The sequence below is a fragment of the Bacillus cereus group sp. MYBK15-3 genome (assembly GCF_051916765.1).
GTDB classification, from domain to species: Bacteria; Bacillota; Bacilli; order Bacillales; family Bacillaceae_G; genus Bacillus_A; species Bacillus_A cereus.
In genome coordinates, this window is sequence record NZ_JBQAHG010000005.1 from 219598 (window position 1) to 245063 (window position 25466).

Sequence of the window (25466 nt, forward strand, 5' to 3'; positions counted from 1 at the left end):
ATGATACGAACACTTATATCAACTTATTCTATCTTTCATGCTTGTATACCTACTAACATTTCTTAGTAAAATAAGGGCCGCACCATCTATGTTCATGAGTTTTTACAAAAGTCCAAGTGAACTCCTTATCTACAATATAGATATCACCCTTATACATATCGTCCCTCTCACACAATATATCATCCATATGTAACAAACTCGCATCCTTTATTAACAGTACCTCATCACAGTGTTGGTAGAAAATGTAGCAATCCTTTTTCACTTCATTATGAAACGCGTTCTTTGCTTCTTTACCCTCTAAACACTTCTTTTTCTCATAACTAAATATGTACCAAAGATACCCACATCCATACTTATCTCCATAAAGAAAAATGTCTTCTTTTTCTTCATCACTTAAATGATTTGCAAAGTGATCCTCCCAGCGCTTTCGAAAATATACACCCCAACTTCGAAACTCTCTTACTTTCATATTTTTCTTCCTTAACACCTCTAAAAACTTCATCTTCTCCCCCTATACAATAAAAACCGAGCGTCATTTCCACCCGGTTTTCATCAATAAACTTATTGCGATAATTCTACTTCTTTTATTTTCTCTTTCATTCTTGCTTTATCACGATTTAAAATCTCTTTTAAATATTTACCTGTATATGAACGCTCTTCTTTCACTACTTGCTCTGGCGTTCCGGAAGCAACGATTTGTCCACCTTTATCTCCACCCTCTGGTCCAAGGTCAACGATATAATCAGCCGTTTTAATTACATCTAAATTATGTTCAATTACAAGTACCGTCTCACCGCTCTCAACAAGACGTTGCAGCACTTCTAGAAGACGTGCAATATCATGCGCATGCAAACCAGTCGTTGGTTCATCTAAAATGTATAACGTACGTCCTGTAGAACGACGGTGTAATTCAGAGGCTAATTTCACACGCTGTGCTTCCCCACCAGATAATGTTGTTGCTGGTTGACCTAATTTCATATAACCAAGCCCAACGTCTACAAGCGTTTGAAGTTTACGCTTAATTTTTGGGATATTAGCGAAGAACTCTACTCCATCTTCAATTGTCATCCCTAACACTTCAGAAATATTCTTATCTTTATATTTCACTTCTAACGTTTCACGGTTGTAACGTTTACCATGACAAACTTCACACGGAACGTATACGTCTGGTAAGAAGTGCATTTCGATTTTAATAATTCCATCACCACGGCACGCTTCACAACGTCCACCTTTTACATTAAAGCTGAAACGTCCTTTTTGATATCCGCGCACTTTCGCTTCATTCGTTTGTGCAAACACATCACGAATATCATCGAATACACCTGTATACGTCGCTGGATTAGAACGTGGTGTACGACCGATTGGTGATTGGTCAATATCGATTACTTTATCTAAGTGCTCAAGACCTTTAATTTCTTTATGCGTACCTGGCTTCGCTTTCGCTTTATATAACTTTTGAGCTAGCGATTTATATAGTACTTCATTAATCATCGTACTTTTACCAGAACCAGATACCCCTGTTACCGCTACAAACGTACCAAGCGGGAATGACATCTTCGCATTCTTTAAGTTATTCTCTTTTGCGCCGACAATTTCCACTTTCCTTCCGTCACCTTTACGTCTTTCAAGTGGAACAGGAATAAACTCTTTACCGCTTAAATACTTCCCTGTTAATGAATTATCATCTTGCATCACTTCAGCCGGTGTACCTGCTGATACGACTTGTCCACCGTGAATACCTGCACCAGGCCCTATATCAAGTAAATAGTCAGCAGCCATCATCGTATCTTCATCATGTTCAACAACAATTAACGTATTACCTAAATCGCGCATTTCTTGCAATGTACGAATAAGACGATCGTTATCACGCTGGTGTAAACCAATTGAAGGTTCATCAAGAATATAAAGTACGCCAGTTAGACGAGAACCAATTTGCGTCGCTAAACGAATACGCTGCGCCTCACCACCTGATAAAGTTCCTGCGGCACGACTTAACGTTAAATAATCTAAACCAACGTTCACTAAGAACCCAACGCGCTCCTGAATTTCTCTTAAAATTAAATGAGCTATTTTTTGTTGCTTCTCCGTTAGCTCTACATTCGAGAAGAATTCTTGTACTTCTTGAACTGAATACTTCGTTACGTCAGCAATCGTTTTATTGCCAACAAATACAGCTAAGCTCTCAGGCTTTAAGCGTCCACCTTTACACTTCGGACAAGCTTGTTCTGCCATATACTTTTCCATTTGCTCACGAATGTAATCGGAACTCGTTTCACGATAACGACGTTCAATGTTTGGAATAACACCTTCAAATAAAATCTCATTTTCCTTTACTTGACCAAATTCATTTACATAGCGGAAATAAACCTTCTCTTCCCCGCTTCCGTACAACACTTTATCAAATAAATCTTTTGGTATATGTTTCACAGGCATATCCATATCAACGCCGTAATGATTACATACAGATTGTAAAAGCTGCGGGTAATATTGTGAACTTGTCGGTTCCCAAGGTGCAATTGCATGTTCATTTAATGATAAATCCCAGTTCGGGATAACAAGCTCTAAATCTACCTCTAGCTTTGAACCAAGTCCATCACAAGAAGGACATGCTCCGAACGGACTGTTGAATGAGAACATACGCGGCTCTAATTCTCCGATTGAAAAACCACAATGCGGACAAGCATGATGTTCACTAAATAGAAGTTCCTCTTCTCCCATTACATCAATTAACACTCGGCCTCCGCCAAGCTTTAATGCACTTTCAAGTGAATCAGCAAGACGGCTTGCGATTCCTTCTTTTACAACAATACGGTCAATTACAACTTCAATGGAATGCTTCTTATTTTTATCTAACGTAATATCTTCAGATACATCAAGCATTTCACCATCAACACGTACACGAACATATCCTTGCTTCTTAATATCTTCAAGTACTTTCACATGTGCACCTTTACGCCCCGACACGATAGGAGCTAACACTTGTAATTTCGTACGTTCAGGATATTCAAGAACACGATCTACCATCTGCTCTACTGTTTGTGATGTAATTTCAATCCCATGATTTGGACAAATTGGCGTACCAATTCGCGCAAATAATAAACGTAAATAATCATAAATCTCCGTTACCGTTCCGACAGTTGAACGCGGATTACGACTCGTCGTTTTTTGATCGATTGAAATCGCTGGTGACAATCCTTCAATCGTGTCCACATCCGGCTTATCCATTTGTCCTAAAAACTGGCGCGCATACGCAGATAACGATTCTACGTATCTGCGCTGCCCTTCTGCATAAATCGTATCAAATGCTAATGATGATTTCCCAGAACCAGACAATCCCGTTACAACGACAAGCTGATTTCTCGGAATGGTTACATCAATATTTTTTAAGTTATGTGCTCTAGCACCTTTTACAACGATAAAATCCTTGCTCTTACTCACTTTTTTCACCCTTCCGCTTTTAATTCTAATAGTAAATCTCTTAGTTCAGCTGCACGCTCGAAGTCTAACGCTTTTGCTGCTTCTTTCATCTCTGCTTCTATCTTCGCAATTGTCTTTTCGCGCTCTTTTTTCGTCATTTTCTTAGAAGGAGTTGCTTCGTATGTTTCTGTCTCTTCAGCAGCTGTCGTTGCACGGATAACATCACGAACGCCTTTTTGAATCGTTTTCGGCGTAATACCATGTTCTTCATTGTAAGCTTCTTGTATACTACGACGACGCTTCGTTTCTTCAATCGCAATTCCCATAGATTTCGTTATACGATCTGCATACATAATAACGCGGCCGTTTTCATTACGCGCGGCACGACCGATTGTTTGAATTAATGAACGTTCTGAACGCAAGAACCCTTCCTTATCAGCATCTAAAATAGCTACAAGTGATACTTCCGGAATATCTAATCCTTCTCGTAATAAGTTAATGCCGACAAGTACATCAAATTTACCGAGGCGAAGATCACGGATAATTTCAATACGTTCTAACGTTTTAATTTCAGAGTGAAGATAGTTAACTTTAATTCCTACATCTTTTAAGTAATCCGTTAAATCCTCTGACATTTTCTTCGTTAAAGTCGTAATTAATACACGTTCATTTTTTGCAATGCGATCTTGAATCTCTCCTAATAAATCGTCAATTTGCCCTTCAATTGGTCGTATATCAATTGGCGGATCTAAAAGTCCTGTTGGACGAATAATTTGTTCTATTACTTCTGGTGACTGCTCTAACTCGTACGGTCCTGGCGTTGCTGAAACATAAATAACTTGATTTGTTTTCTCTTCAAACTCATCAAACATAAGCGGTCTATTATCTAGAGCTGACGGCAGACGGAATCCATGATCCACAAGCACTTGTTTACGTGCTTGGTCACCGTTATACATCGCTCTTACTTGCGGTACTGATACGTGCGACTCATCCATAACGATTAAGAAATCTTTCGGGAAATAGTCTAATAACGTATACGGCGTTGCCCCCGCTGGACGAAGTGTTAAATGACGGGAGTAGTTTTCAATACCTGAACAAAAGCCCATCTCGCGCATCATTTCTAAATCATAACGTGTACGTTGCTCTATACGCTGCGCTTCTAACAACTTACCGTTATCGTTTAACTCCTTTAAACGCTCTTCTAATTCTTTTTCGATATTTTCAATAGCTACCTTCATTTTCTCTTCACGTGTAACGAAGTGAGATGCTGGGAAGATTGCTACATGATCACGTTCTGCTAATACTTCACCTGTTAATGCATTTACTTCACGAATACGATCGATTTCATCACCGAAAAATTCAATTCGAATACAATGCTCATCAAGTGATGCCGGGAAGATTTCAACTACATCTCCGCGTACACGGAATGTACCACGCTTGAAATCAATATCATTACGTCCATACTGTACATCAACAAGTTCACGAAGCAATTGATTACGGTCTTTTTCCATACCAACTCGAAGCGAAACAACTAGCTCGCGGTATTCTTCTGGAGAACCTAAGCCATATATACACGAAACACTCGCAACGATAATTACATCGTCCCGTTCAAATAATGCAGACGTTGCCGAGTGACGCAATTTATCAATTTCATCATTAATCTGCGCATCTTTTTCAATAAACGTATCTGTTTGTGGCACATATGCTTCGGGCTGATAATAATCGTAGTAACTAACAAAATATTCAACTGCATTATTCGGGAAAAAGTCTTTCAACTCACTATACAACTGCCCTGCTAACGTTTTATTATGAGCCATAACAAGTGTTGGCTTTTGCACTTCTTTAATGACATTTGAAATCGTAAATGTCTTACCCGTTCCTGTCGCTCCAAGCAACACTTGCTTTTTCTTTCCACTATTAATTCCCTCTACAAGCTTCTCTATAGCTACCGGCTGATCACCTTGCGGGGAATACGCTGAGACAATTTCAAATTGACGTTCCAAGAAAATCCGACCTCCTCATAAAAATCTGTATTATTATTTTACCACGAATACCTATAAAAAACCTAAAAAAACGAACAGATATTCGGTAAAGTTTTCGACAATATACACATAAAAAAAGGAAGGAGTAAATACCTCCTTCCTCTACTAGTTCTATTTTTTAGGTACATATACTAAGTCATATCCATTGCGCCCAGCTTCATTCATACAATCTATTAGCCGATAAGTACTTTCTGATTCGCGCTGCTCTTTAATAATACTTTTACAACTATCTTTATATAACCCTTTATCCTTCCCAGCAAATTTGTCTTTTCTATTATCTGACACATAAAATATATCGTTCCCACTATACTCTAACGTTTGAAAAATCAGATCCCCTTCAAGGGTATACTGTACAATTCTTATTTTATCAACTTCCCTTTGCTCGACATTCAAAACGAACTTTTCAAATTTATCTAGATTGAGAATTCCTGCTCCCTTTAAAATGACATCATTCTTCTTATCAATTGTAGTGCTAGATGGTGAACATGCTACTAAACTAAAGAGAAATAGACTTATAAAACTGGTTCTTTTTCCTATTGTCATCCTCTCCTATAAAAATTATTTGTATACCAGAAAAGCTATTTTCAATTATGAAAGTAGCTTTTCTTTTCCTTTCTCCTTCTTCGGAAAAATCACATATGAAAATGAAATCGCTGTATCAACTAAAAATATAATCGCCCACACTTGACTCACGCGACTTGCAGCTTTATTTAAAACGATTCCCGATTCTAACCAATTACCCCATTGTTCAAATGGAATAAATCCATACGCGAAGAAAAAGAATATGTGCACACCAACGAATAAAACAAGATGTAATACCCAATTTTTTATTTCCTGCTTTGCATAGGCCATACCTGTTAATTCTACCTGTTCTTCAATAATAGGCGCCGGTTCATTACGCCATTTCGCAACTGATTTTTGTACAAATATATCAAGCTTCTTTAAATCCTTTTTCCCGTAGAAAACTGCATACAATAAAATGATTACAGTAATAATCTGAAAGTTAGAGAACTTTCCTGTTTGATAATAGTCCACTACCCCTAAAGTTAAAATAAACACTTCATTTATGAGTAGTACAATCCCCATAATAAAGCTTGCTCTTTTCAAACGGAATCCGTAGCGAAGTAAAAAGAAACCGATAGCTGATAACCAAAATACAATTTCTGCCCCAATTAAAAAATACCAACGATATTCTGCAAGTATACTCATTTATCCTTCTCCCTTTCATCATAAATACGAAAAGCCTCATCCATATATACTAAAAGTTCTTCTTCAATTGGATACATGCTCATTTTCTGTGAATCTTCCTTCGATTTTCTAACTTCCCATAACTTATCTAAAAATGCTTCATCACCATTGGCCATTTCTAAACACTTCTGCATTAATCTCTTCGTTGCCCGTTGTACCTCATCATTTGCAGTTTCTTTACAATCTTTCATAAAAGTGCGAAATTGCTTTAATAAATCTACCCACTCTAAAACATTCGGATCTTCTTCACTCATATTTGGCAAATTATGAAGCAATTTTTGTTCTTCCTTTGAAAATACATCATTTTGAAATATTTCACGTATACGAGAAGACTGTTTCGAAAGCTGGATCAGTTCAAACATAACTTTCCAATCGAGCTCTCCCTCCACATCTACCGAATAAACAACTGCTTGTAAAACGCGCTCCATTCGATTGAATTTCTTTTGTTCTTCCTGTACAAATCGAAGTTGTTTTTCAAGCGAATCCTTTAAGTTAAGCTCACCTTTTACTAACATATTCGCAGACTCTTTTAATGAAAATCCCATTTCCTTTAAAAATAAAATTTGTTGGAGACGTATTACGTCAGCTTCACTATATAAACGATGACCGCCTTCTGTTTTCCCGCTCGGCTTTAATAAATCTATTTGATCATAATAACGTAATGTACGTACTGTTACCCCTGTTTCTTTCGTCAATCGTCGTATTGAAATCACTACCATCACCTCTTCCCCTTCATTATAAAAGATGACGTAACGTCACTTTCAATACTTTTGTTAAAAAAATACAAAAAGCTGTTTATACTCTTCGTATAAACAGCTTTTACGGAAGTAATCCTTTTTGTACAGCGCGCCCACAAAATAAAATAAGTGCTCCAACGACAACACTCGTTGCTGTTTTATGATAATGAGCTGACACTAATAAATAATATGATAAACCTACAGTGCCAAGCATAATACAAATACTCGGTACTGGATTACGAGAGAAGTTCTGCATTCCCCAAAACAAAGCAAAAATAGCCGTAGCGACACATAATACCGGTAATCCCATCCCAGTTCCCCTTTTTCTATCTATTATTCTTTGTTGCTAATACGCTCGTTGATGCGATACTAATTAATAAATCAAAACCAATCCTTATATATTTAAACGTTTACTCTAATTGAAATCTCTCAAACTTATCGTTCATTTTCTCTCCCCTTGCTCCAACGTAAAGATTTCCTCCACCTTCACTCCAAAATACTTGGCGATTTTTAAAGATAACTCTAGACTCGGATTGTAATGATGGTTTTCAATCGCCACTATCGTCTGCCGCGTCACTTGCATCGCCTTTGCCATTTCAACTTGCGTTATATGATTTTGCTTTCTTAACTCTTTTATTTTATTTTTCACACCCATAGGCTCCACCTTCAAAAGTAAAGATATCTTTACTTAAATTATAAATATTTTCCAGTTATAAGTAAAGATATCCTTACAAATTTTAGAAAAATTTTTCATTAAACATCTACTCTAACGAAGTACAAGAGTAATTCAATTTATATCAGCGATTTTTTTAATATATCAGCGCAACTTAAATTATATCGGCGATTTCCCAAATATATCAGCGCAACTCCATTTATATCGGCGATTTTTCAAATATATCGACATCCGTAGCGCTACTATAATCATAAGAAAAAGCTGTCCCCAAATACCTTCGGGAACAGCTTTCTCCTCTACTACATAAATCCTAGCGCATATACAAGAACGTATCCAAGAACCGATAAGCAAACCGAGCCAATCAGCCCCGCCACGAACGCTTTGCTTCCTAACTTACGGAACGTTTTAAACTCTACATTTAAACCAAGTCCTGCCATCGCCATTGCGATTAGCATATAAGCAATGACAACAATGTATCCCGCAACAACTTCTGGAATAATCCCGAGCGAATGCACGGCACTCATCGCTAAAAATCCGAAAATGAACCATGGAATTGGAAGGTCGCGCCACGATCTTTTTTCCTTGCTTCCTTCACTCTTTCCAAACCATAATCCAATTAAAATTGCTACTGGTACGAGCATTGCAACGCGCGTTAGCTTCACGATAACTGCGATGTCTATAGCCGTACTTCCTCCTGGCGCCGCGGCTGCGATAACATGAGCAATTTCATGCAGCGTGGCCCCTGAGAATACACCGTAACCATATGGAGATAGGCCAAGCACTGGATATAATAACGTATAAATAAGCGTAAATATCGTACCTAAAATAGCAATAATTGCAGCCCCAACTGCCGTTTCATCATCTTTTGCTTTCACTTGCGGCGCAATTGCCACGACCGCTGCCGCCCCGCAAATTGCTGTACCACATGCTGTTAAAATCCCAAGTTTCTTTTCTACCTTAAATACTTTCGTTAGTCCATATACAACGAAAATCGTAAATGTAATAACAACCGCTGCGATGACCAATACTTTCGGCCCTGCCTTCGCAATATCAACAAGATTTAATCGCATTCCAAGTAAGATGATTCCAAAGCGCAGCAACTTCTTACTCGCAAAGTTCGTCCCTGCAATCGCATCTTGAGGGACTCCAATTGCCGCACGCCAAACCATCCCAATTAGAATAGCAATTACTAATTGTCCCATAATATTTAAAAATGGAAGCTCTGCTAAATATTTCGCGGCAATTGCGATTAATAATGTAATCCCAATTCCTTGCGAAAATCCAAAACGCTTCTTCTTTTGTATAACAAGTGTTTGTTCCATTTTGAACCACTCCAATAATCGTATTGGAACATGCATGTTCTTTCTACTTACATTATAAGAGAGTTTCTATAATAAGTTTAATACCAATACCAAATCTCTATCATTAGAAATACTTATGATAAGATAATAGAAAAAGAAAGGAGCCCATTATATGAACGTAGACATTTTAAAAATTTTTGTTACTGTCGTTGAACAGAAACACTTCTCCCATGCAGCAGAATTATTAAACCTTTCACAGCCTGGAGTAAGTATGCATATACGCAACTTAGAAAACGAATTTGGCACTACACTTATTCAACGCTCCCCGAAGCACGTCCAAGTTACTGAAGCTGGAAACATATTATATATACATGCAAAGCAAATGCTCTCTCTTTACGAAGATGCTAAACAAGAAATTAATGAACTACATAACGTTGTAACAGGAACACTTCGCATTGGTGCTAGTTTTACAATTGGCGAATACTTACTTCCAAAAATACTGGCTAACTATGCGAATGAAAATCCACACGTCGAAGTTCATACTTTCATCTCAAATACAGAAGACGTTTTGCAAAGCCTTCGCTCTAATCAAATTGATATCGGCCTAGTGGAAGGACAAGTCGTATACGCCGACGTAGATGTTGAAACATTTATGCAAGATGAAATGAAGCTCGTCGTCCCGCCAAATCATCCATTGCTCCGCACAAATGAAATAAATGAAAGTACACTCCAAGATCAAGTATGGGTATTAAGAGAAAGTGGTTCTGGTACACGCGCTTATAGTGACCGCTTTATTCATCAACACCATTTAAAAATGAAACGATTTTTTACATTCAGTAGTATACAAAGCGTAAAGGAAGCCGTCGCTGCCGGGCTTGGCATCGCTATCCTTTCCGATTGGACTGTACGGAAAGAGCTACTGGCAAAAGAACTATTCCACGTCGAAGTTCCCAATGAACAACTAATCCGTCCGTTCTCCATCGTGCGCGGTAAATATTTCATTCCATCTAAAGCCATTCAAGTGTTCTTAAATCATGTAGATTTTTTTGCAAAAAAACAGAGTTGACCTTCACATTAGTGTGAAGGTTTACAATACATGTAAAAGGAGTGAAATACATTGCGAATTGGAGAATTATCAAAAGAAACTGGCGTTAGTGAAAGATCACTAAGACATTACGAAGAAAAGGGATTACTCCCTTCTAAGCGCCTTGCAAATGGCTACCGTGATTTTGATGAAAGTGCCATCGAAAAAGTGGAGCTTATTCAAATGTACTTACAAATTGGCTTAAATTTAGAAGAGACGGCAAGGATGCTGCGCTGCCTTGAAATTGAACCGCACCTGTACGACAATCCGTGCAGCAGTATCCTTACGCTTTACGAAGATAAACTCAATGAAGTAACAAAGCAAATCTCATTGCTTTCCAACATCCAAACGAATTTGCAAAAACACATTTCACTCCTAAAACATGCAAAAGAAAAGGGATGATTACATGTTTGTTATACATGGTAGTTCAAGACAAAACGGAAATACAGAAGCTTTAACACATATGATGATAGAGGGCATTGAAACAGAACAAATTTATTTGCGTGATCATACCGTCTATCCTATTACAGACCAACGTCATGATGCAGCAGGATTCCAACCTGTAAATGATGACTATAAGCAGTTAACCAACCGCATGCTAGAGCACGACACAATTATCTTTGCTACACCGCTATACTGGTATGGAATGAGTGGACATATGAAAAACTTTGTTGATCGCTGGTCACAAAGCTTGCGCGATACATCCCTTCATTTCAAAGAAAAAATGAAAGGCAAAAAAATGTACGTTGTCATCGTTGGCGGGGACAATCCAAAGCTAAAAGCATTACCGCTTATTGCTCAATTCCAATATATCTTTGATTTTGTTGGCTCTTCATTTGAAGGTTATGTTATTGGGGATGCGAATGGACTGGATGAAATTAAAAACGATGCTGAGGCGCTGGCAAAAGCACAATTGTATAATAATAAATTCAAAAATAGCGAACAGAAATAAGTTTGACAAACCCTTTTGTATGCGCATACAATAAAAGTAATATTATGAAAGGAAGGTACTTTGACCAATGAAGTTCTAATTCTCTTATTTATTTCATCCATCACAAATAGTGAACAAAAATGATGAAAACTAGCAGGGGATTAGTCTGTCCATTTGTCGATACTTTCTTTCGAAACGATCATGTAAAAAATTGTTTATTTATGTACGATTTTTTACATACAAGGGCGACGTTTATCCTCTCTAGTGAAACTAGGGAGGTTTTTTTATGACTATTTTATTCGCAAGTAATATTGAAAAGAGCTTTGGTGATCGCACACTATTTACATTACCATCACTGGAAATTCAAGCACAGGATCGCATAGGAATTGTCGGAGTCAACGGAGCTGGTAAATCTACGTTATTACAAATATTAAGTAAAGAAATAAAAGCTGACAGAGGCATAGTAACTCATCATAGTTCTATCAGCATCATTCCTCAGCTTAGCGAAGAACTACCGGAAACCGCTTCTTCTCTTGCAAAAGGAAAATGGAGTATTTCAAACGTTACCGACGCAATGAGCGGCGGTGAACGAATGCGGCTAAAGATTGCCCATGCTCTCGAACAAAATGCAGGCATTTTATTCGCTGATGAACCAACAAGCCACTTAGATATGGTCGGTACAGAGCAATTAGAAAAGGCACTTTCTTCTTATAAAGGAGCACTTGTTTTAATATCGCATGATCGTGAATTTCTAGATAATATATGTACCAAAATTATTGAAATTGAAGACGGTACTATTCAAGAATACAAAGGGAATTATTCAAACTATCGAAAACAAAAAGAACGTGAACGAATACAAAAACAAGCAGAATATGAGCAATATGTACAAGAAAAAAATCGTTTAGAACAGTCCATTCTACAAAGAAAGCAACGTGCTTCTAACATGACAAAAATCCCAACACGGTTCAGTTCATCTGAATCTAGACTTTATAGGTTAAGTGGGGCTCACGGCCAAGAACAGGTTAGCAAAGCAGCGAAAGCATTAGAGACACGTCTCGAAAAACTAGAAAAGAAGGAAAAGCCAAAGGATCTTTCTCAAGCTCAATTTGACGCGCAATACCATACCCCCATTCATAGTAAGGTGGCAGTACAATTCAATAAAGCAACAAAGAAAATAGGCGATCGCACACTATTTAAAAATATGAATGGAACTATTGCCCCTGGTGCAAAGCTTGCCGTTTTAGGGGCAAATGGAAGCGGCAAAACCACTTTGTTCAACATGCTTCTCACAAACGAGCGTGGCATGCAACTATCGAAAAGTTGTAAAATTGGATACTTCGAACAAACATTATCTATTTTAAAAACAGATAAAACCATTTTAGAAAATGTTCTAGAAGAAACAAACTATACAGAAGCATTCGTTCGAACAATACTTGCACGACTTCTATTCCGCCGTGAGGATGTTCATAAACCTGTGCACGTTCTAAGCGGGGGTGAACGAATGAAGGTTGCACTCGCAAAAGTATTTTTAGGAAACTATAATATGCTTCTGCTAGATGAACCGACAAACTATTTAGACTTAGCAACGCAAGAAGAATTAGAAACCATGTTACAAGAATATCCTGGCACAATACTTTTCATTAGCCATGACCGTGCCTTTATTCGCTCTGTTGCAGACCATATTCTACAAGTAGATGAGAGTGAACCAAGAATCTTCCACGGTAATTACGAGCAATACACAAAAAGAACCACTGGAGATTCTGTAAACGTTACTGAGCAAGAATTGTTACGATTACAAACAAAATTAACAGAAGTCATCGGCCGGATTTCCATTCCAAATCATCACGATGACATCACATCTCTCGAACAAGAATACGCAAAATTATTAACTCAAATTCAAAAATGTAAAGAAGCGCTCTGATGTCTTCCCTATATATCGACGGGGCCTTCCACATTTCCCAAGAAATATTGAAACTTCGACATACAAAGTAAAAAGCCGTGCATCAGCACGGCTTTTACTTTAAATACGGACAGCAGTCCCGCTCACCGCAACCATTAACATACCTTCGCGAACTACTTCGTAATCCACGTCAATACCAACAATTGCATTTGCATTTTTTTGTCTTGCGAAAGTTTTCATCTCTTCCATTGCGATGTCGCGCGCTTCTTTTAATTTACTTTCATAAGCGCCAGCACGACCACCGACAACGTCACGAACAGAAGCGAAAAGATCACGAACGATATTCGCGCCCATAATCGCTTCTCCATTGACGATATCGATATACTCAATAATTTCTTTTCCTTGAATTGTAGACGTTGTTGTTACAATCATACTTTATAGCCTCCCATATGAGATTTTTACCTACTTATGGTGCACTAATTCAGTACAAATTATATTTACGAACTAAACTGAGCTTCGTATAACCTACTGTATCCTCCGCCTTGCTCAATTAATTCATTATGTGAACCTTGTTCTGCAATGCCATCTTTATTTACAACGACGATGCGATCTGCATTTTTAATCGTTGCAAGTCTGTGAGCGATAACTAATGTTGTACGACCAACAGATAGTTCAGCAAGCGATTTTTGAATCGCAAGTTCCGTCTCTGTATCTAGTGCAGAAGTTGCTTCATCCAATATTAAAATTGGTGGGTTTTTTAAGAACATACGAGCAATAGCTAGACGCTGCTTTTGTCCACCTGAAAGTTTCACACCGCGCTCACCGATAACAGTATCTAAACCGTCCGGCTGTGAGTAAATTAAATCTTCTAACTGCGCACGTTTTACTGCCTGCCAAATTTCAGCCTCTGATGTCTTTAAATTTCCGTAAGCGATATTTTCACGAATTGTTCCTGAAAATAAGAACACGTCTTGCTGCACAATTCCAATTTGCTTACGAAGTGAAGATAATGTCATATCTTTCGTATCAATTCCATCAATTTGAATTGATCCAGATGATTGCTCATAAAAACGTGGTAATAGGCTACATAAAGTCGTTTTCCCAGCTCCTGATGGTCCAACGAACGCAACTGTTTCACCTGCATGTATTTTCAAACTAATGTCATTTAAAATTGGTTCTTTATTTTCATATCCGAACGTAATGTTGTTATATTGAATATCACCATGTACATGTTTAACTTCCATTGCATCTTTAGAGTCTACAATGTCAGGCTCTGTTTCAAGAAGCTCTACATACCTTTTAAAACCAGCGATTCCCTTCGGATAGCTTTCGATTACCGCGTTAATTTTTTCAATTGGGCGGAAGAAAATATTCGTTAATAGAACGAATCCGATAAATCCACCGTACGTTAATTCTCCTTGCAGAACAAACCATGTACCGCATATTAAGACGAAGAGCGTTACGAGCCGCATGAGCATATAACTAATCGATGAATTTAACGCCATAATTTTATACGCCATTAATTTCGTTGTACGGAAACGAGCGTTGTTGACAGCAAATTGCTCTTTCTCAAACTTTTCATTTCCGAATGCTTGTACAACACGAATTCCCCCAACATTGTTCTCAATGCATGCATTAAAATCAGCAACGTCTGAGAATAAACGTCTAAATGTACCTGTCATTTTTTTATTGAAGTAAAGTGCTAACCATAATAGGAATGGAATGACGAAGAACGTTAATAACGCTAACTTCCAGTTAATCATCATCATAAATGAAAATGCCCCAACTAAAGTCATTACGGCGATAAATAAATCTTCCGGTCCATGGTGAGCAATTTCCCCAATTTCCATTAAATCGTTTGTAAGGCGTGAAATTAAATGACCTGTTTTATTATTATCAAAAAATCTGAATGATAGCTTTTGAATATGATCAAATAATTTCTGCCTCATATCTGTTTCAATGTTAACACCAAGCATATGTCCCCAATATGTAACGACATATTGTAAGCCTGCATTTAACATATAAACTGCGAGTAAACCGAAACAAGCCCATAAAATAAGCGTCCAGTTTTGCCCTGGCAATAACTTATCAATAAATTGATTTACGATAAGCGGGAAGCCGAGTTCTAATAATCCTGCGACAACCGCACAAGAAAAGTCGAGTATAAATAAACCTTTATACGGTTTATAGTACGAGAAAAATTTACGCAGCATATCTTACCTCCATTTTCCAAAATTAAAAAGACTCCCTAAATGATAACCATTATCAAATAATTATTCAAGTTATCCGTCTATGAAACTGAAAATAAGCTTTGCGATAGTTGTCGTTTTTTGCTGGAAAGTCGATATATTCGAATAATCGCCGATATATTTCGAGTTGCGCTGATATATTTGCAAAATCGCCGATATATTTCAAGTTGCGCTGATATATTCGGATAATCGCCGATATAAATTTCATTTACTAACTACTCTCCCCTCCCCCAAAAATAAAAAAGGTACCACCACAAGGTGATACCATTCCTTCTATTACATCGCTTCCGAATCCCACTCATGCTCCTGTTCAACGAATACAATACCTAATTCGTGATGTCCACCAGCATATAATGCAGTTTGTGCAAGACGAAGCTCACCATTTGTATCTAATACTTCTAATTTACAAAATGCTCCTGTCGTCTTCGTTTGAAGCGCATCATAAAATTCCTCGGCGCTTTTTGGAATGACTCCATTTACTTTCGTAATAATTTCTCCAGGCAGTAATTTTAGCTCTGCTCCAATTGTATTTGGAATTGTATCTAGTACAACGAGCCCATCATTGCGTGCAGCAAAATATGCTGGTCTTGTTTCATCGGCAATTTTCTCTTGCATCGAGATTGTGAAACGCCCAAGCATTGCGACTCCCATCGCGATAATTGCAAGTACGTGCCACCAATAACTTGCGATTCCTAAAACGAGCACAAATCCTGCTAATCCATAAACACGTCTTCCTGTAAATAATAAAGCTTCCGTCGGCTCATAACTTTTAATCTTTCTCATAAATCCAATTAAAAATGGAACGAGGAATAGAGAATATGTATTTGAACCGATTGAAACGACAGGCCACCATGAAATAAACTGCGTTACCGCATCACCCGGTACAAGAATAAAAATAGGAACGATCCATAAACGCTTTGATTCGTGTAAACCAATCTTTAATCCACGCTTCCCCTTCCTAATCCTTGGCGTCGAATATCCTACTGCGTTTTTAGAAATCAATAAGCCTTCTACAATAAGCATAACGCCTAGTAAAATAACAAGGGATACAATGGTACTCTCTTCACCTTCTCGAAGCTGTAAAAAGGAAACTGGTAGCTTAGAAGATAATAGAACACATACAATCGCAATGCTAAATGTATAAGCTGCCGATAAATATCGATACATAGCCGTTAATCCAAATAGTAACGTCCAAATTAAAATGGCCCATAAGCTCGCTTTAGAAACAACAAGTCCAAGCCCAATCGTAACAATAGATACTACTAATCCGTATCCAATCCCTGCAAATAGAGAGGTTCGCAGTTCAAACCAAATATCATAAACTTTAAAAGAAAAATCTTTTCGTTCTCTTAACATACGTAAGTATCCAACGAAGATACTACTTATTACAAATATATAGACAGCAGGGTGTAAGAAAAAACGTCCAACTGCCCGCATTATTTCAAAAATCCACGCCTCCATGAACTCATTCACCACCATTTATATCATTCTTTCTTTTTATATTATCATAACTAAACAAACGTTTGTTTAACACAAAAAAATACAGGCAGCAAACTGCCTGTATTTCTTCTTATTTTGCCATTAATTTTAATGCTGACTGTAATTGTAGATCATTTTCTCCAGAACGAATTTTTTCGATAATTTTAGTTTGAATCGCTTCAGCTGTCTTTTTATCAAGCTGTCCTGTCGCTTCCATCTCATTTGCATTTTGGAATGCTTTCAGAGCCGATTCTGTCTCTTTACTAAAGTATCCATCTTCACGACCTGGTACATACCCTAAGCTCTTAAGCATTTCTTGAGCATGTTTTACTTGTACATCATTTGAATTGTATGAAAGTGTTTTTTCAATTTGAATTGGTGTCGCATGATAATAATTTGGTTGCTTCACTTCTACTGTTGGCGCGATTCCTTTTTTATGAATCCAGTTCCCATCCGGTGTTAACCATTTAAACATCGTTAATTTAATGTTGCTGCCGTCTTTAAATGGAACAGCTTGCTGGACAGTACCTTTACCAAATGTCTTTTCACCAATTAAATCGTATCCTTCTCCTTCTTTTAGCGCACCCGCTAAAATCTCTGAAGCAGAAGCACTTCCATTATCAATTAATACTGAAATTGGATATGGTTTTCTCTCTTTCAGTTCCGTAGAGAATTTCTTCTTCTCACCATTTCGCTGCTCTACTTGTAGCATCGGCTTTTTATTCGTCATAATTTCCCCTAGTATATCTTCTACACTATTTAAATAGCCACCAGGATTACCACGCACGTCAATAACTAAGCCTTTTATATTTTTCTTCTCTAACTCTTTTAACTGATCCTTAAATTCTTTCGCTGTATTTTCAGCAAAAGAAGTGATTTGCATATAACCGATATCTTTTCCACTCTCTTGCTTCACAGAACTAAATACTGTAAAGATTGGAATCTTTTCACGCTTAATTTTAAATACGATCGGATCAGTTACTCCCGCACGTTTAATTTCAATTGCGACAGTCGTTCCCTTTTTACCACGAATTTTTAATACTGCTTCTTCACGTGATAAGTCTTTCACACTGTTTCCATCTACAGATAAAATTTGGTCATTCGGTTTAATTCCTATCTTTTCTGCTGGTGAACCTTTAATTGGCGATACGATAATAAGCTTACCGTCCGTCTTGTTCACCTCAGCCCCAATCCCCTCTAATTCGGGATCAAGCGATTCACTAAACTGTTTGGCTGTTTCTTTATCCATATACGTGGAATAAGGGTCCTTCAGCGTAGACAACATACCTTGTATTGCACCTTCAACTAACTTTTCATCTTTCACGTCTTCCACATAACGTGAATCAATTAGTGCATACGCCTCATTAATTTTTGCCAAATTCCCTTGCGCAGTGCTAGCATTCCCACTCGAAATTGTTTGCGTTACTTCTGATGGGTTAACCCCAAATACAGACATGCCTGCAAACATTCCGCCAGCACCAATTAAAAATGCAACAACCATTCCAATAATTGCAACTCTACGTTTCAATGCGGAATTCCCCTTTCCAAAACACACAGGTGGTGTAGCAAAAGGCATCACACAGTGTGTGATGCCTTTACCTATTTCTACTATATGATAAGCTTGTACGAATTATGTTTGCAACTTTTTATACTTTTAAGAAGCGACGAATTGACATTACACTTCCCCACATACCGATTAAAGCACCGATTAACACTAGTAAACCAGCTAATTGGAATACGAACGGACTGTATGGTAGAAGCTCGAAAATTGTTCCGCCAAGTTTTTCATTAAACACACCTTGCAACGAATTATACGTAATTAGAATTAGGCCAATTGGAATAATTGATCCTAATACTCCTAAGAATAATCCCTCTAGCAAGAATGGCCAACGAATAAACCAGTTTGTTGCACCAACAAGTTTCATAATTTCAATTTCTGTACTACGAGCATAAATTGTAATTTTAATTGTATTAGAGATTAAGAACATCGCTGTGAATAAAAGGCCAGCAATTAACGCAATCCCAATGTTACGACCAGTTTTTACAGTATCAAATAATCGTTCAACTTGCCCTTTTCCGTACTGAACATTACTAACAAACTGCATTTTTTCAACCTTCTTCGCGATTGTCGCTGTATCGGTTGGTTCTTTTGCTTTTACAACGAATACGTTTTTAAGTGGGTTATCTTGTTCAAATAACTCAAACGTTTTTCCACTATCACCTAAGCTTTTAATTAAACGTTTTAACTCTTCTTCTTTAGAAGAATATTTAATAGAATCTACTTTTGCAATCTTACTCATATCTTCTTCTAATTTCTTTTGATCCGCTTCTTTTGCAGCTGGATCAATGTGTACACGAATCTCTACATCTTGCTCTACTTTCGTCGCAAAATGGTTCATATTCATAATCGCTGTTAAAAAGACACCTACAAGTAATAATGTAACTGTTACTGCACTAACAGAAGCAAATGTCATCCATCCGTTACGTGATAGATTCTTTACACCTTCTCGCAAATGTCGACTAAGGGTCTTAGCCTTCATATCCGTATCCTCCCTCAATCTCATCTCGAACAATTTTTCCGCCTTCAATCGCGATTACACGATGACGGATTGTATTTACGATATCTGCATTATGCGTCGCCATAACGATCGTTGTGCCGCGCTCATTAATGCGAGTAAAAATATTCATAATATCAAGAGCTGTTTCAATATCTAAGTTACCTGTTGGCTCATCGGCAATTACAACCTTTGGTCTATTTACAATTGCTCTTGCAATAGCCACACGTTGTTGCTCCCCACCTGAAAGCTCACTTGGAAGTGCGTCTGCACGATCTTCAAGGCCTACAAGACCTAGCACTTCTGTTACACGCTCACGAATTGCATCCGGTTCTTCTTCAATTACTTCTAAAGCAAACGAAACATTCTCATATACCGTTAATTTAGGTAGCAATTTAAAATCTTGGAAAATTACGCCTAATTGACGACGAAAATACGGAACGTCTCTTTCTGCCAATGTTTCGATAGTAAGTCCATTTACATTAATAGATCCTGTAGATGGTTTCTCTTCACGATACATCATTTTAATAAATGTAGATTTCCCGGCTCCACTCGGTCCAACTACGTATACGAATTCACCTTGTTTAATGTTAACTGTAAGACCAGCAATGGCTTTCATACCATTCGGGTACTCCTTATAAACATTCGTCATTTTTATCATTATTTATCACCCAATACTTAATGATTTTTTTCGAAATACTTTTCTGTACATCTGAAAATAAAAGACATCCTTCATTTTCATTTAGTCATCCTTGTTGAAGGTAGTTTACTTATGCTTTCTCATAAGCAATACCACTCTATGTAATATATTTCAGCAAAATTCTACAAACCCCATTGTAACATCAAACGGTTTCCAATTTGGATACATTTTTGTTACAGTTATGTTACATACCAGAAAAAAGGAAAACGAGCTGACTATATTATCAACTCGCCCATTTCACCTTTTTATTTATGTTCAGCTAACCATTCAGATACTTTTTTCGCATCTTCACCTTGAATAAGTCCTGGTGACATTGAACCACGGCCTTTTTTAATAATCTCTTCAATATCTGCAGCGTCGTACTTACCGCCTACTTTTCTTAAATCAGGTCCAGTTGCCCCTGATAAATCTGTTGCGTGACATCCCGCACAACTTCTTTGGAAAATTTGTTCTGCGCTGTCTGTGCTTGCAGACTGTTTCGAAGACTTACTCTCTTCTTTATTTCCGCATGCTCCTAAAGCAAAAACAACCGATGTCCCTAGCGCAATAGCCAACAATTTCTTTTTCACTTCTATCGCTCCCCATTGTTGATATTCTTTTTATTCCTAACACACTCATTTTCATTATAAGCATTATCTTTATATAGAAAAACTAAGGTGTATTTCATATTCCTCAAAAATACAGTGAGAACCTTGATAAAATAAAGCTTTCATAAGTTGTTTCAATTCTGTGAACAACTTAAAAAACTTCTATAAAGTATCCTTTTTAAAAGAAAAATTAGAAAAGTTCTATATAAATCTTTACCCTATTACCGCTCTATTTTACTATTCTCTACTTTTTACAAAACAATATACAGCATTGTAATCTACATATAATCCCATCAAAAAGAGAAGTTGTCGTTTCCAACTTCTCTTCCTCTTTACTTCATCTATAAAAATAGAATCAAATTCTTTATATCCTCTATTGTCCTCAGCATGCGCCAACAATTTCGTTGGCTTTTTTTACGCTTATTAGATGCGAGAACGTAAGTAAGCATCAATAAATGGATCAATCTCTCCATCCATAACAGCTTGTACGTTACCAACCTCCGTATTTGTACGATGGTCTTTTACAAGAGAATACGGGTGGAATACGTAAGAACGGATTTGGCTACCCCATCCGATTTCTTTTTGCTCTCCGCGAATTTCATCTAATTCTGCTTGTTGCTCTTCTAGTTTCTTTTGATATAATTTCGCTTTTAACATTTTCATCGCATGCTCACGGTTTTTAATTTGAGAACGCTCCGACTGACATGTTACAACCGTATTTGTCGGTGTATGTGTAATACGAACTGCTGAATCTGTCGTATTTACGTGCTGCCCACCAGCTCCACTTGCTCGGTACGTATCAATTTTTAAGTCTTCTGTACGTACTTCGATTTCAACTTCATCATTGAACTCTGGTACAACTTCACAAGATACGAACGATGTATGACGGCGCCCTGAAGAATCGAATGGTGAAATACGTACAAGACGATGTACACCTTTCTCTGCTTTTAAGTAACCGTAAGCGTTATGACCTTTAATTAATAAAGTTACACTCTTAATACCAGCTTCATCACCTGGTAAATAATCAACCGTTTCTACTTTGAATCTGCGTTTTTCAGCCCAGCGTGTGTACATACGTAATAACATAGAACCCCAGTCTTGTGACTCAGTTCCACCTGCACCTGGATGTAATTCTAAAATCGCATTATTTTTATCATAAGGATCACTTAATAGTAACTGAAGCTCATACTCATTCATTTCTTGAATTAAGCCTTTTACTTCTGATTCTAATTCCTCATGTAAATCTTCATCATACTCTTCTTTTAAAAGCTCATGCGTGATTTCTAAATTTTCGAACGTCTCATCTAACTGACGGAACTTTCCAACCATATCTTTTAACGCATTCGCTTCATTAATTACAGCTTGCGCGCCTTGTTGGTCATCCCAAAATCCTGCGCCCATCATTTTTTCTTCTAATTCTGCAATTTGTTTCTCCTTAGTAGGGAGGTCAAAGAGACCCCCTAAAAGCCGCTAATCGCTTAGCCATTTTCTCTAATTCCTGTCTAATTTCTACTAATTCCATTTCCTTCACCTCTATGTAATTGCTGTTACTTTCGTATGAAAACAAGGGAAACTCTCTCCACTTATTACGGAGAGAGTTTAATCCTTCTTAATTATACATTTTTGATATAAAAGTTTGCAAAACAGCCAAAGCTACCGTCCTATATTACTGAACGATACCACAGCAGTTTTTATATTTTTTACCGCTACCACATTTACATAAATCGTTGCGGCCCACTTGGTCACCTTTTACAACTGGCTTTTTCTTTGCTTCTTCGCCATCGCTAGAAGGATGAACAGCTTCACCTTGAACAACTTCTTGACGTTCTAAGTTTTGTTCAATTTCAGCTTTCATAATGTAACGAGAAATTTCCTCTTCAATAGAGGCAACCATTGACTCGAACATCGCGAACCCTTCCATTTGGTACTCACGAAGTGGATCGATTTGACCGTAAGCACGTAAATGAATACCTTCACGAAGGTGATCCATCGCATCAATATGCTCTGTCCATTTCGTATCTACAACGCGGAATACAACAACCTTCTCAAACTCACGCATTTGCTCTTCTGGCATAAGCTTTTCTTTTTCATTGTATCGCTCTATTAATTTCGCGATAATCGGTTCGCTCATTTCCTCAGGAGCAAGGCGACGTAATTCTTCTTCTTTTACATCTCCGTCTTGAAGAAGGTTTGTATTTAAGTAGTCAACAAGACCTTTAATGTTCCAATCTTCTTCAATTTCCTCTTGTGTATGAAGGGCAACAGCACGTTCTACTGTAGATTTCATCATACCTTCAATAATGCCGCGTAAGTTGTCAGACTCCATTACCTCTTGACGCTGTTTGTAAATAACTTCACGTTGTTGACGAAGTACATCATCATATTGCAGTAACTGCTTACGTGCATCATAGTTATTTCCTTCAACACGTTTTTGTGCAGATTCTACCGCACGAGAAACCATTTTACTTTCAATCGGCTGAGAATCATCCATACCAAGGCGGTCCATCATTGCTTTCATATTATCTGAACCAAATCGGCGCATTAATTCATCTTCCATCGATAAGTAGAACTGCGTAACACCAGGGTCCCCTTGACGACCAGCACGACCACGTAACTGATTATCAATACGACGACTTTCGTGACGCTCTGTACCGATAACTGCTAAACCAACGTTTTTCACATCGTCTCCAAGCTTAATATCTGTACCACGACCTGCCATGTTCGTCGCGATTGTTACAGCACCTTTCATACCAGCCTCTGCAATGATATCTGCTTCACGAGCATGGTTTTTCGCATTTAAGATGTTATGACGTACACCTTTACGCGTTAACATTTTTGAAATAAGCTCTGAAGTTTCAATTGCAACTGTACCTACAAGAACAGGTTGTCCTTTTTTATGACGATTTACAATATCCTCAACAACAGCATTGAACTTACCTTCCATTGATTTAAAGATTAAATCGGCACGATCATCACGAATAATCGGTTTGTTGGTCGGAATTACAATAACGTTCATATTGTAAATGTTACGGAATTCCTCTTCCTCTGTTTTCGCTGTACCAGTCATACCAGATAATTTTTCATACATACGGAAGTAGTTCTGGAATGTAATTGTTGCAAGCGTCATGCTTTCATTTTGAATTTCTACACCTTCTTTTGCTTCAATCGCTTGGTGTAATCCTTCGCTATAACGACGACCTTTCATAAGACGACCAGTGAATTGGTCTACAATTACGATTTCGCCTTCTTGTACAACATAATCTGTATCACGGTGCATAACAACGTGTGCACGAAGTCCCTGATTAATATGGTGAAGAAGTGCTACATGTTTTAAATCGAATAAGTTTTCAATATGGAAAGCTTTCTCTGCTTTCGTAATACCATCTTCTGTTAGCATTACATTTTTCGTTTTCACATCAAATGAATAATCTTTTTCATTTTCTAACGTACGAACAAATGCATTTGCAAACATGTATAGCTCTGTTGATTTTTGAGCTTGTCCTGAAATAATAAGCGGCGTACGTGCTTCATCGACTAAAATAGAATCGACTTCATCGATAATAGCAAAGTGAAGTGGACGTTGAACGCACTGCTCTTTATATAAAACCATGTTATCACGTAAGTAATCGAATCCAAGCTCATTATTTGTGCTATACGTAATATCAGCAGCATAAGCCTCTTGTTTCTCTTCGCGTGACATACTATTTAAGTTAATCCCTACCGTTAAGCCAAGGAACTCATGAAGTTGTCCCATTTCGCTCGCATCACGTTGTGCTAAATATTCATTGACTGTAACAACATGAACACCTTTTCCTGTTAAAGCATTTAAATATACAGGTAATGTAGATGTTAACGTTTTACCTTCACCCGTTTTCATCTCAGAAATATTCCCTTCATGTAAGGCAATACCACCCATTAACTGTACGCCATATGGACGCATTCCAAGAACACGAGTTGCCGCTTCGCGAACAACCGCGAAAGCTTCAGGTAGTAGATCATCTACTGTTTCACCTTTTGTTAGACGTTCTTTAAATTCAAGCGTCTTTCCTTTTAATTGTTCATCAGTTAGTGGCTTAATAGATGACTCTAATGCATCAATTTGCTCAACTGTCTTTTGCATACGTTTAATTTGGCGTTGATTTACATCAAACACCTTTTTTAAAATACCGATCATAGGAAATACGCTCCTCTTTTTATTAAAATAAAACTTCCGATTGTTTTTCTTTTTCTCTATTACAATCAGTCGTTATAAAAATCAAATGTATGTTATGCCAATTTTTCTCCTAATTAAAAAAACTAAAATGTATATACCTAATGATAATTGTAACACTTGTCTTATAACTATGACAACAATCGGCAAGATGTCGGGCCTTATATTCAAAAAAAGTTTTTATTTCATTTGTTACGTTCCTTTTCTCTGTCTCGCTATTTCAATTTCACGTTACAAATTTCGTATTAAATCTAAGTCATATTCTTTCAAGTTTCCTTTTAAAGAATATGACTACCAGAAGTTCCTTAATAAAATCTAAATCAACAATTACAAAAAGCCGGAAACTTTGCAGG

The 25466-nt window shown here is 37.4% G+C and carries 22 protein-coding genes; 4 read left to right on the forward strand and 18 right to left on the reverse strand.

The features are described 5' to 3' along the window. Nucleotides 1-52 precede the first annotated feature (52 nt). The 9 genes from ACTFR8_RS21125 to ACTFR8_RS21165 form a co-directional block, all read right to left on the reverse strand. Entirely contained in the window at nucleotides 53-502 is a 450-nt protein-coding gene (locus tag ACTFR8_RS21125; RefSeq protein ID WP_100616812.1) for a DUF4275 family protein, read from the reverse strand. 59 nt (nucleotides 503-561) lie between these two features. Continuing rightward, on the reverse strand, nucleotides 562-3438 hold the full coding sequence (gene uvrA / locus ACTFR8_RS21130) for an excinuclease ABC subunit UvrA (protein ID WP_000045581.1): 2877 nt from the start codon (nucleotides 3436-3438) through the stop codon (nucleotides 562-564). 5 nt (nucleotides 3439-3443) lie between these two features. Then, nucleotides 3444-5420 carry an excinuclease ABC subunit B gene (gene uvrB, locus ACTFR8_RS21135; RefSeq protein WP_098940219.1) on the reverse strand — a complete coding sequence of 659 codons (1977 nt, stop codon included), beginning with the start codon at nucleotides 5418-5420 and terminating at the stop codon, nucleotides 3444-3446. A 150-nt stretch (nucleotides 5421-5570) separates the two neighbouring features. Beyond that, on the reverse strand, nucleotides 5571-6002 hold the full coding sequence (locus ACTFR8_RS21140; protein WP_144609804.1) for a DUF4362 domain-containing protein: 432 nt from the start codon (nucleotides 6000-6002) through the stop codon (nucleotides 5571-5573). 45 nt (nucleotides 6003-6047) lie between these two features. After that, nucleotides 6048-6668: a hypothetical protein gene (locus ACTFR8_RS21145; RefSeq protein ID WP_000025223.1), complete on the reverse strand. Its 621-nt coding sequence runs from the start codon at nucleotides 6666-6668 to the stop codon at nucleotides 6048-6050. Further along, nucleotides 6665-7426, reverse strand: a complete 762-nt coding sequence (locus ACTFR8_RS21150) for a MerR family transcriptional regulator (protein WP_000260375.1) — start codon at nucleotides 7424-7426, stop codon at nucleotides 6665-6667. The genes ACTFR8_RS21145 and ACTFR8_RS21150 overlap by 4 nt, the downstream gene beginning before the upstream one ends. A 100-nt stretch (nucleotides 7427-7526) precedes the next feature. Next, entirely contained in the window at nucleotides 7527-7754 is a 228-nt protein-coding gene (locus ACTFR8_RS21155) for a hypothetical protein (protein WP_000524125.1), read from the reverse strand. A gap of 132 nt (nucleotides 7755-7886) precedes the next feature. Further along, complete coding sequence (locus ACTFR8_RS21160; RefSeq protein ID WP_000538365.1) at nucleotides 7887-8099, reverse strand: helix-turn-helix transcriptional regulator; 213 nt, start codon at nucleotides 8097-8099, stop codon at nucleotides 7887-7889. Nucleotides 8100-8416: 317 nt separating this feature from the next. Continuing rightward, on the reverse strand, nucleotides 8417-9439 hold the full coding sequence (locus tag ACTFR8_RS21165) for a YeiH family protein (RefSeq protein WP_000438437.1): 1023 nt from the start codon (nucleotides 9437-9439) through the stop codon (nucleotides 8417-8419). Nucleotides 9440-9590: 151 nt separating this feature from the next. Between ACTFR8_RS21165 and ACTFR8_RS21170 the strand changes: the two genes are divergently transcribed. The 4 genes from ACTFR8_RS21170 (at nucleotide 9591) to abc-f (ending at nucleotide 13354) form a co-directional block, all read left to right on the forward strand. Continuing rightward, nucleotides 9591-10484, forward strand: a complete 894-nt coding sequence (locus ACTFR8_RS21170; protein WP_252209731.1) for a LysR family transcriptional regulator — start codon at nucleotides 9591-9593, stop codon at nucleotides 10482-10484. Between the two features lie 51 nt (nucleotides 10485-10535). Then, nucleotides 10536-10904, forward strand: coding sequence for a MerR family transcriptional regulator (locus ACTFR8_RS21175; RefSeq protein ID WP_001219198.1), 369 nt, complete (start codon nucleotides 10536-10538; stop codon nucleotides 10902-10904). Between the two features lie 4 nt (nucleotides 10905-10908). Beyond that, a complete protein-coding gene (locus tag ACTFR8_RS21180) occupies nucleotides 10909-11454 on the forward strand; it encodes a flavodoxin family protein (protein ID WP_000497627.1) in 546 nt (181 codons plus the stop codon). Nucleotides 11455-11719: 265 nt separating this feature from the next. Then, nucleotides 11720-13354 carry a ribosomal protection-like ABC-F family protein gene (gene abc-f / locus ACTFR8_RS21185; protein WP_252209732.1) on the forward strand — a complete coding sequence of 545 codons (1635 nt, stop codon included), beginning with the start codon at nucleotides 11720-11722 and terminating at the stop codon, nucleotides 13352-13354. 99 nt (nucleotides 13355-13453) lie between these two features. Here abc-f and ACTFR8_RS21190 read toward each other — a convergent pair whose 3' ends face one another. The 9 genes from ACTFR8_RS21190 to secA all read right to left on the reverse strand — a co-directional run bounded on the left by ACTFR8_RS21190 (nucleotide 13454) and on the right by secA (nucleotide 25077). After that, the gene (locus tag ACTFR8_RS21190; protein WP_000637523.1) at nucleotides 13454-13765 is read right to left on the reverse strand and encodes a heavy metal-binding domain-containing protein; all 312 of its coding nucleotides are present in this window, start codon (nucleotides 13763-13765) and stop codon (nucleotides 13454-13456) included. Nucleotides 13766-13830: 65 nt separating this feature from the next. Next, nucleotides 13831-15546, reverse strand: coding sequence for an ABC transporter ATP-binding protein (locus tag ACTFR8_RS21195; RefSeq protein WP_144609805.1), 1716 nt, complete (start codon nucleotides 15544-15546; stop codon nucleotides 13831-13833). A 312-nt stretch (nucleotides 15547-15858) separates the two neighbouring features. Further along, nucleotides 15859-17043: a PDZ domain-containing protein gene (locus tag ACTFR8_RS21200; protein WP_000388613.1), complete on the reverse strand. Its 1185-nt coding sequence runs from the start codon at nucleotides 17041-17043 to the stop codon at nucleotides 15859-15861. Between the two features lie 109 nt (nucleotides 17044-17152). After that, nucleotides 17153-18589 carry a S41 family peptidase gene (locus ACTFR8_RS21205; protein ID WP_000830313.1) on the reverse strand — a complete coding sequence of 479 codons (1437 nt, stop codon included), beginning with the start codon at nucleotides 18587-18589 and terminating at the stop codon, nucleotides 17153-17155. A 118-nt stretch (nucleotides 18590-18707) separates the two neighbouring features. Further along, on the reverse strand, nucleotides 18708-19601 hold the full coding sequence (gene ftsX, locus ACTFR8_RS21210; RefSeq protein WP_000645027.1) for a permease-like cell division protein FtsX: 894 nt from the start codon (nucleotides 19599-19601) through the stop codon (nucleotides 18708-18710). Then, on the reverse strand, nucleotides 19591-20277 hold the full coding sequence (gene ftsE, locus ACTFR8_RS21215) for a cell division ATP-binding protein FtsE (RefSeq protein ID WP_000594321.1): 687 nt from the start codon (nucleotides 20275-20277) through the stop codon (nucleotides 19591-19593). The genes ftsX and ftsE overlap by 11 nt, the downstream gene beginning before the upstream one ends. Nucleotides 20278-20561: 284 nt before the next feature. Then, a complete protein-coding gene (gene cccB / locus ACTFR8_RS21220) occupies nucleotides 20562-20885 on the reverse strand; it encodes a cytochrome c551 (protein WP_000727971.1) in 324 nt (107 codons plus the stop codon). Nucleotides 20886-21326: 441 nt separating this feature from the next. Beyond that, nucleotides 21327-22425, reverse strand: a protein-coding gene (gene prfB / locus ACTFR8_RS21225) for a peptide chain release factor 2 (protein ID WP_144609806.1) whose coding sequence is annotated in 2 segments (ribosomal slippage) — nucleotides 21327-22352 and nucleotides 22354-22425 — 1098 coding nt in all. Because the reading frame shifts where the segments join, the coding sequence is not laid out codon by codon here. Between the two features lie 144 nt (nucleotides 22426-22569). Continuing rightward, nucleotides 22570-25077 (reverse strand): preprotein translocase subunit SecA, encoded by a 2508-nt coding sequence (secA, locus tag ACTFR8_RS21230; protein ID WP_000579387.1) that lies wholly within the window; start codon nucleotides 25075-25077, stop codon nucleotides 22570-22572. Between the last annotated feature and the right edge of the window lie 389 nt (nucleotides 25078-25466).

Excerpts from the sequence above, each read along its gene's own strand:
- ACTFR8_RS21125 (WP_100616812.1), bottom strand. The coding sequence starts at position 502 with ATGAAGTTTTTAGAGGTGTTAAGGAAGAAAAATATGAAAGTAAGAGAG.
- ACTFR8_RS21140 (WP_144609804.1), bottom strand. The coding sequence starts at position 6,002 with ATGACAATAGGAAAAAGAACCAGTTTTATAAGTCTATTTCTCTTTAGT.
- ACTFR8_RS21145 (WP_000025223.1), bottom strand. The coding sequence starts at position 6,668 with ATGAGTATACTTGCAGAATATCGTTGGTATTTTTTAATTGGGGCAGAA.
- ACTFR8_RS21150 (WP_000260375.1), bottom strand. The coding sequence starts at position 7,426 with ATGGTAGTGATTTCAATACGACGATTGACGAAAGAAACAGGGGTAACA.
- ACTFR8_RS21155 (WP_000524125.1), bottom strand. The coding sequence starts at position 7,754 with ATGGGATTACCGGTATTATGTGTCGCTACGGCTATTTTTGCTTTGTTT.
- ACTFR8_RS21160 (WP_000538365.1), bottom strand. The coding sequence starts at position 8,099 with ATGGGTGTGAAAAATAAAATAAAAGAGTTAAGAAAGCAAAATCATATA.
- ACTFR8_RS21165 (WP_000438437.1), bottom strand. The coding sequence starts at position 9,439 with ATGGAACAAACACTTGTTATACAAAAGAAGAAGCGTTTTGGATTTTCG.
- ACTFR8_RS21170 (WP_252209731.1), top strand. The coding sequence starts at position 9,591 with ATGAACGTAGACATTTTAAAAATTTTTGTTACTGTCGTTGAACAGAAA.
- ACTFR8_RS21180 (WP_000497627.1), top strand. The coding sequence starts at position 10,909 with ATGTTTGTTATACATGGTAGTTCAAGACAAAACGGAAATACAGAAGCT.
- abc-f (WP_252209732.1), top strand. The coding sequence starts at position 11,720 with ATGACTATTTTATTCGCAAGTAATATTGAAAAGAGCTTTGGTGATCGC.
- ACTFR8_RS21190 (WP_000637523.1), bottom strand. The coding sequence starts at position 13,765 with ATGATTGTAACAACAACGTCTACAATTCAAGGAAAAGAAATTATTGAG.
- ACTFR8_RS21195 (WP_144609805.1), bottom strand. The coding sequence starts at position 15,546 with ATGCTGCGTAAATTTTTCTCGTACTATAAACCGTATAAAGGTTTATTT.
- ACTFR8_RS21200 (WP_000388613.1), bottom strand. The coding sequence starts at position 17,043 with ATGGAGGCGTGGATTTTTGAAATAATGCGGGCAGTTGGACGTTTTTTC.
- ftsX (WP_000645027.1), bottom strand. The coding sequence starts at position 19,601 with ATGAAGGCTAAGACCCTTAGTCGACATTTGCGAGAAGGTGTAAAGAAT.
- ftsE (WP_000594321.1), bottom strand. The coding sequence starts at position 20,277 with ATGATAAAAATGACGAATGTTTATAAGGAGTACCCGAATGGTATGAAA.
- secA (WP_000579387.1), bottom strand. The coding sequence starts at position 25,077 with ATGATCGGTATTTTAAAAAAGGTGTTTGATGTAAATCAACGCCAAATT.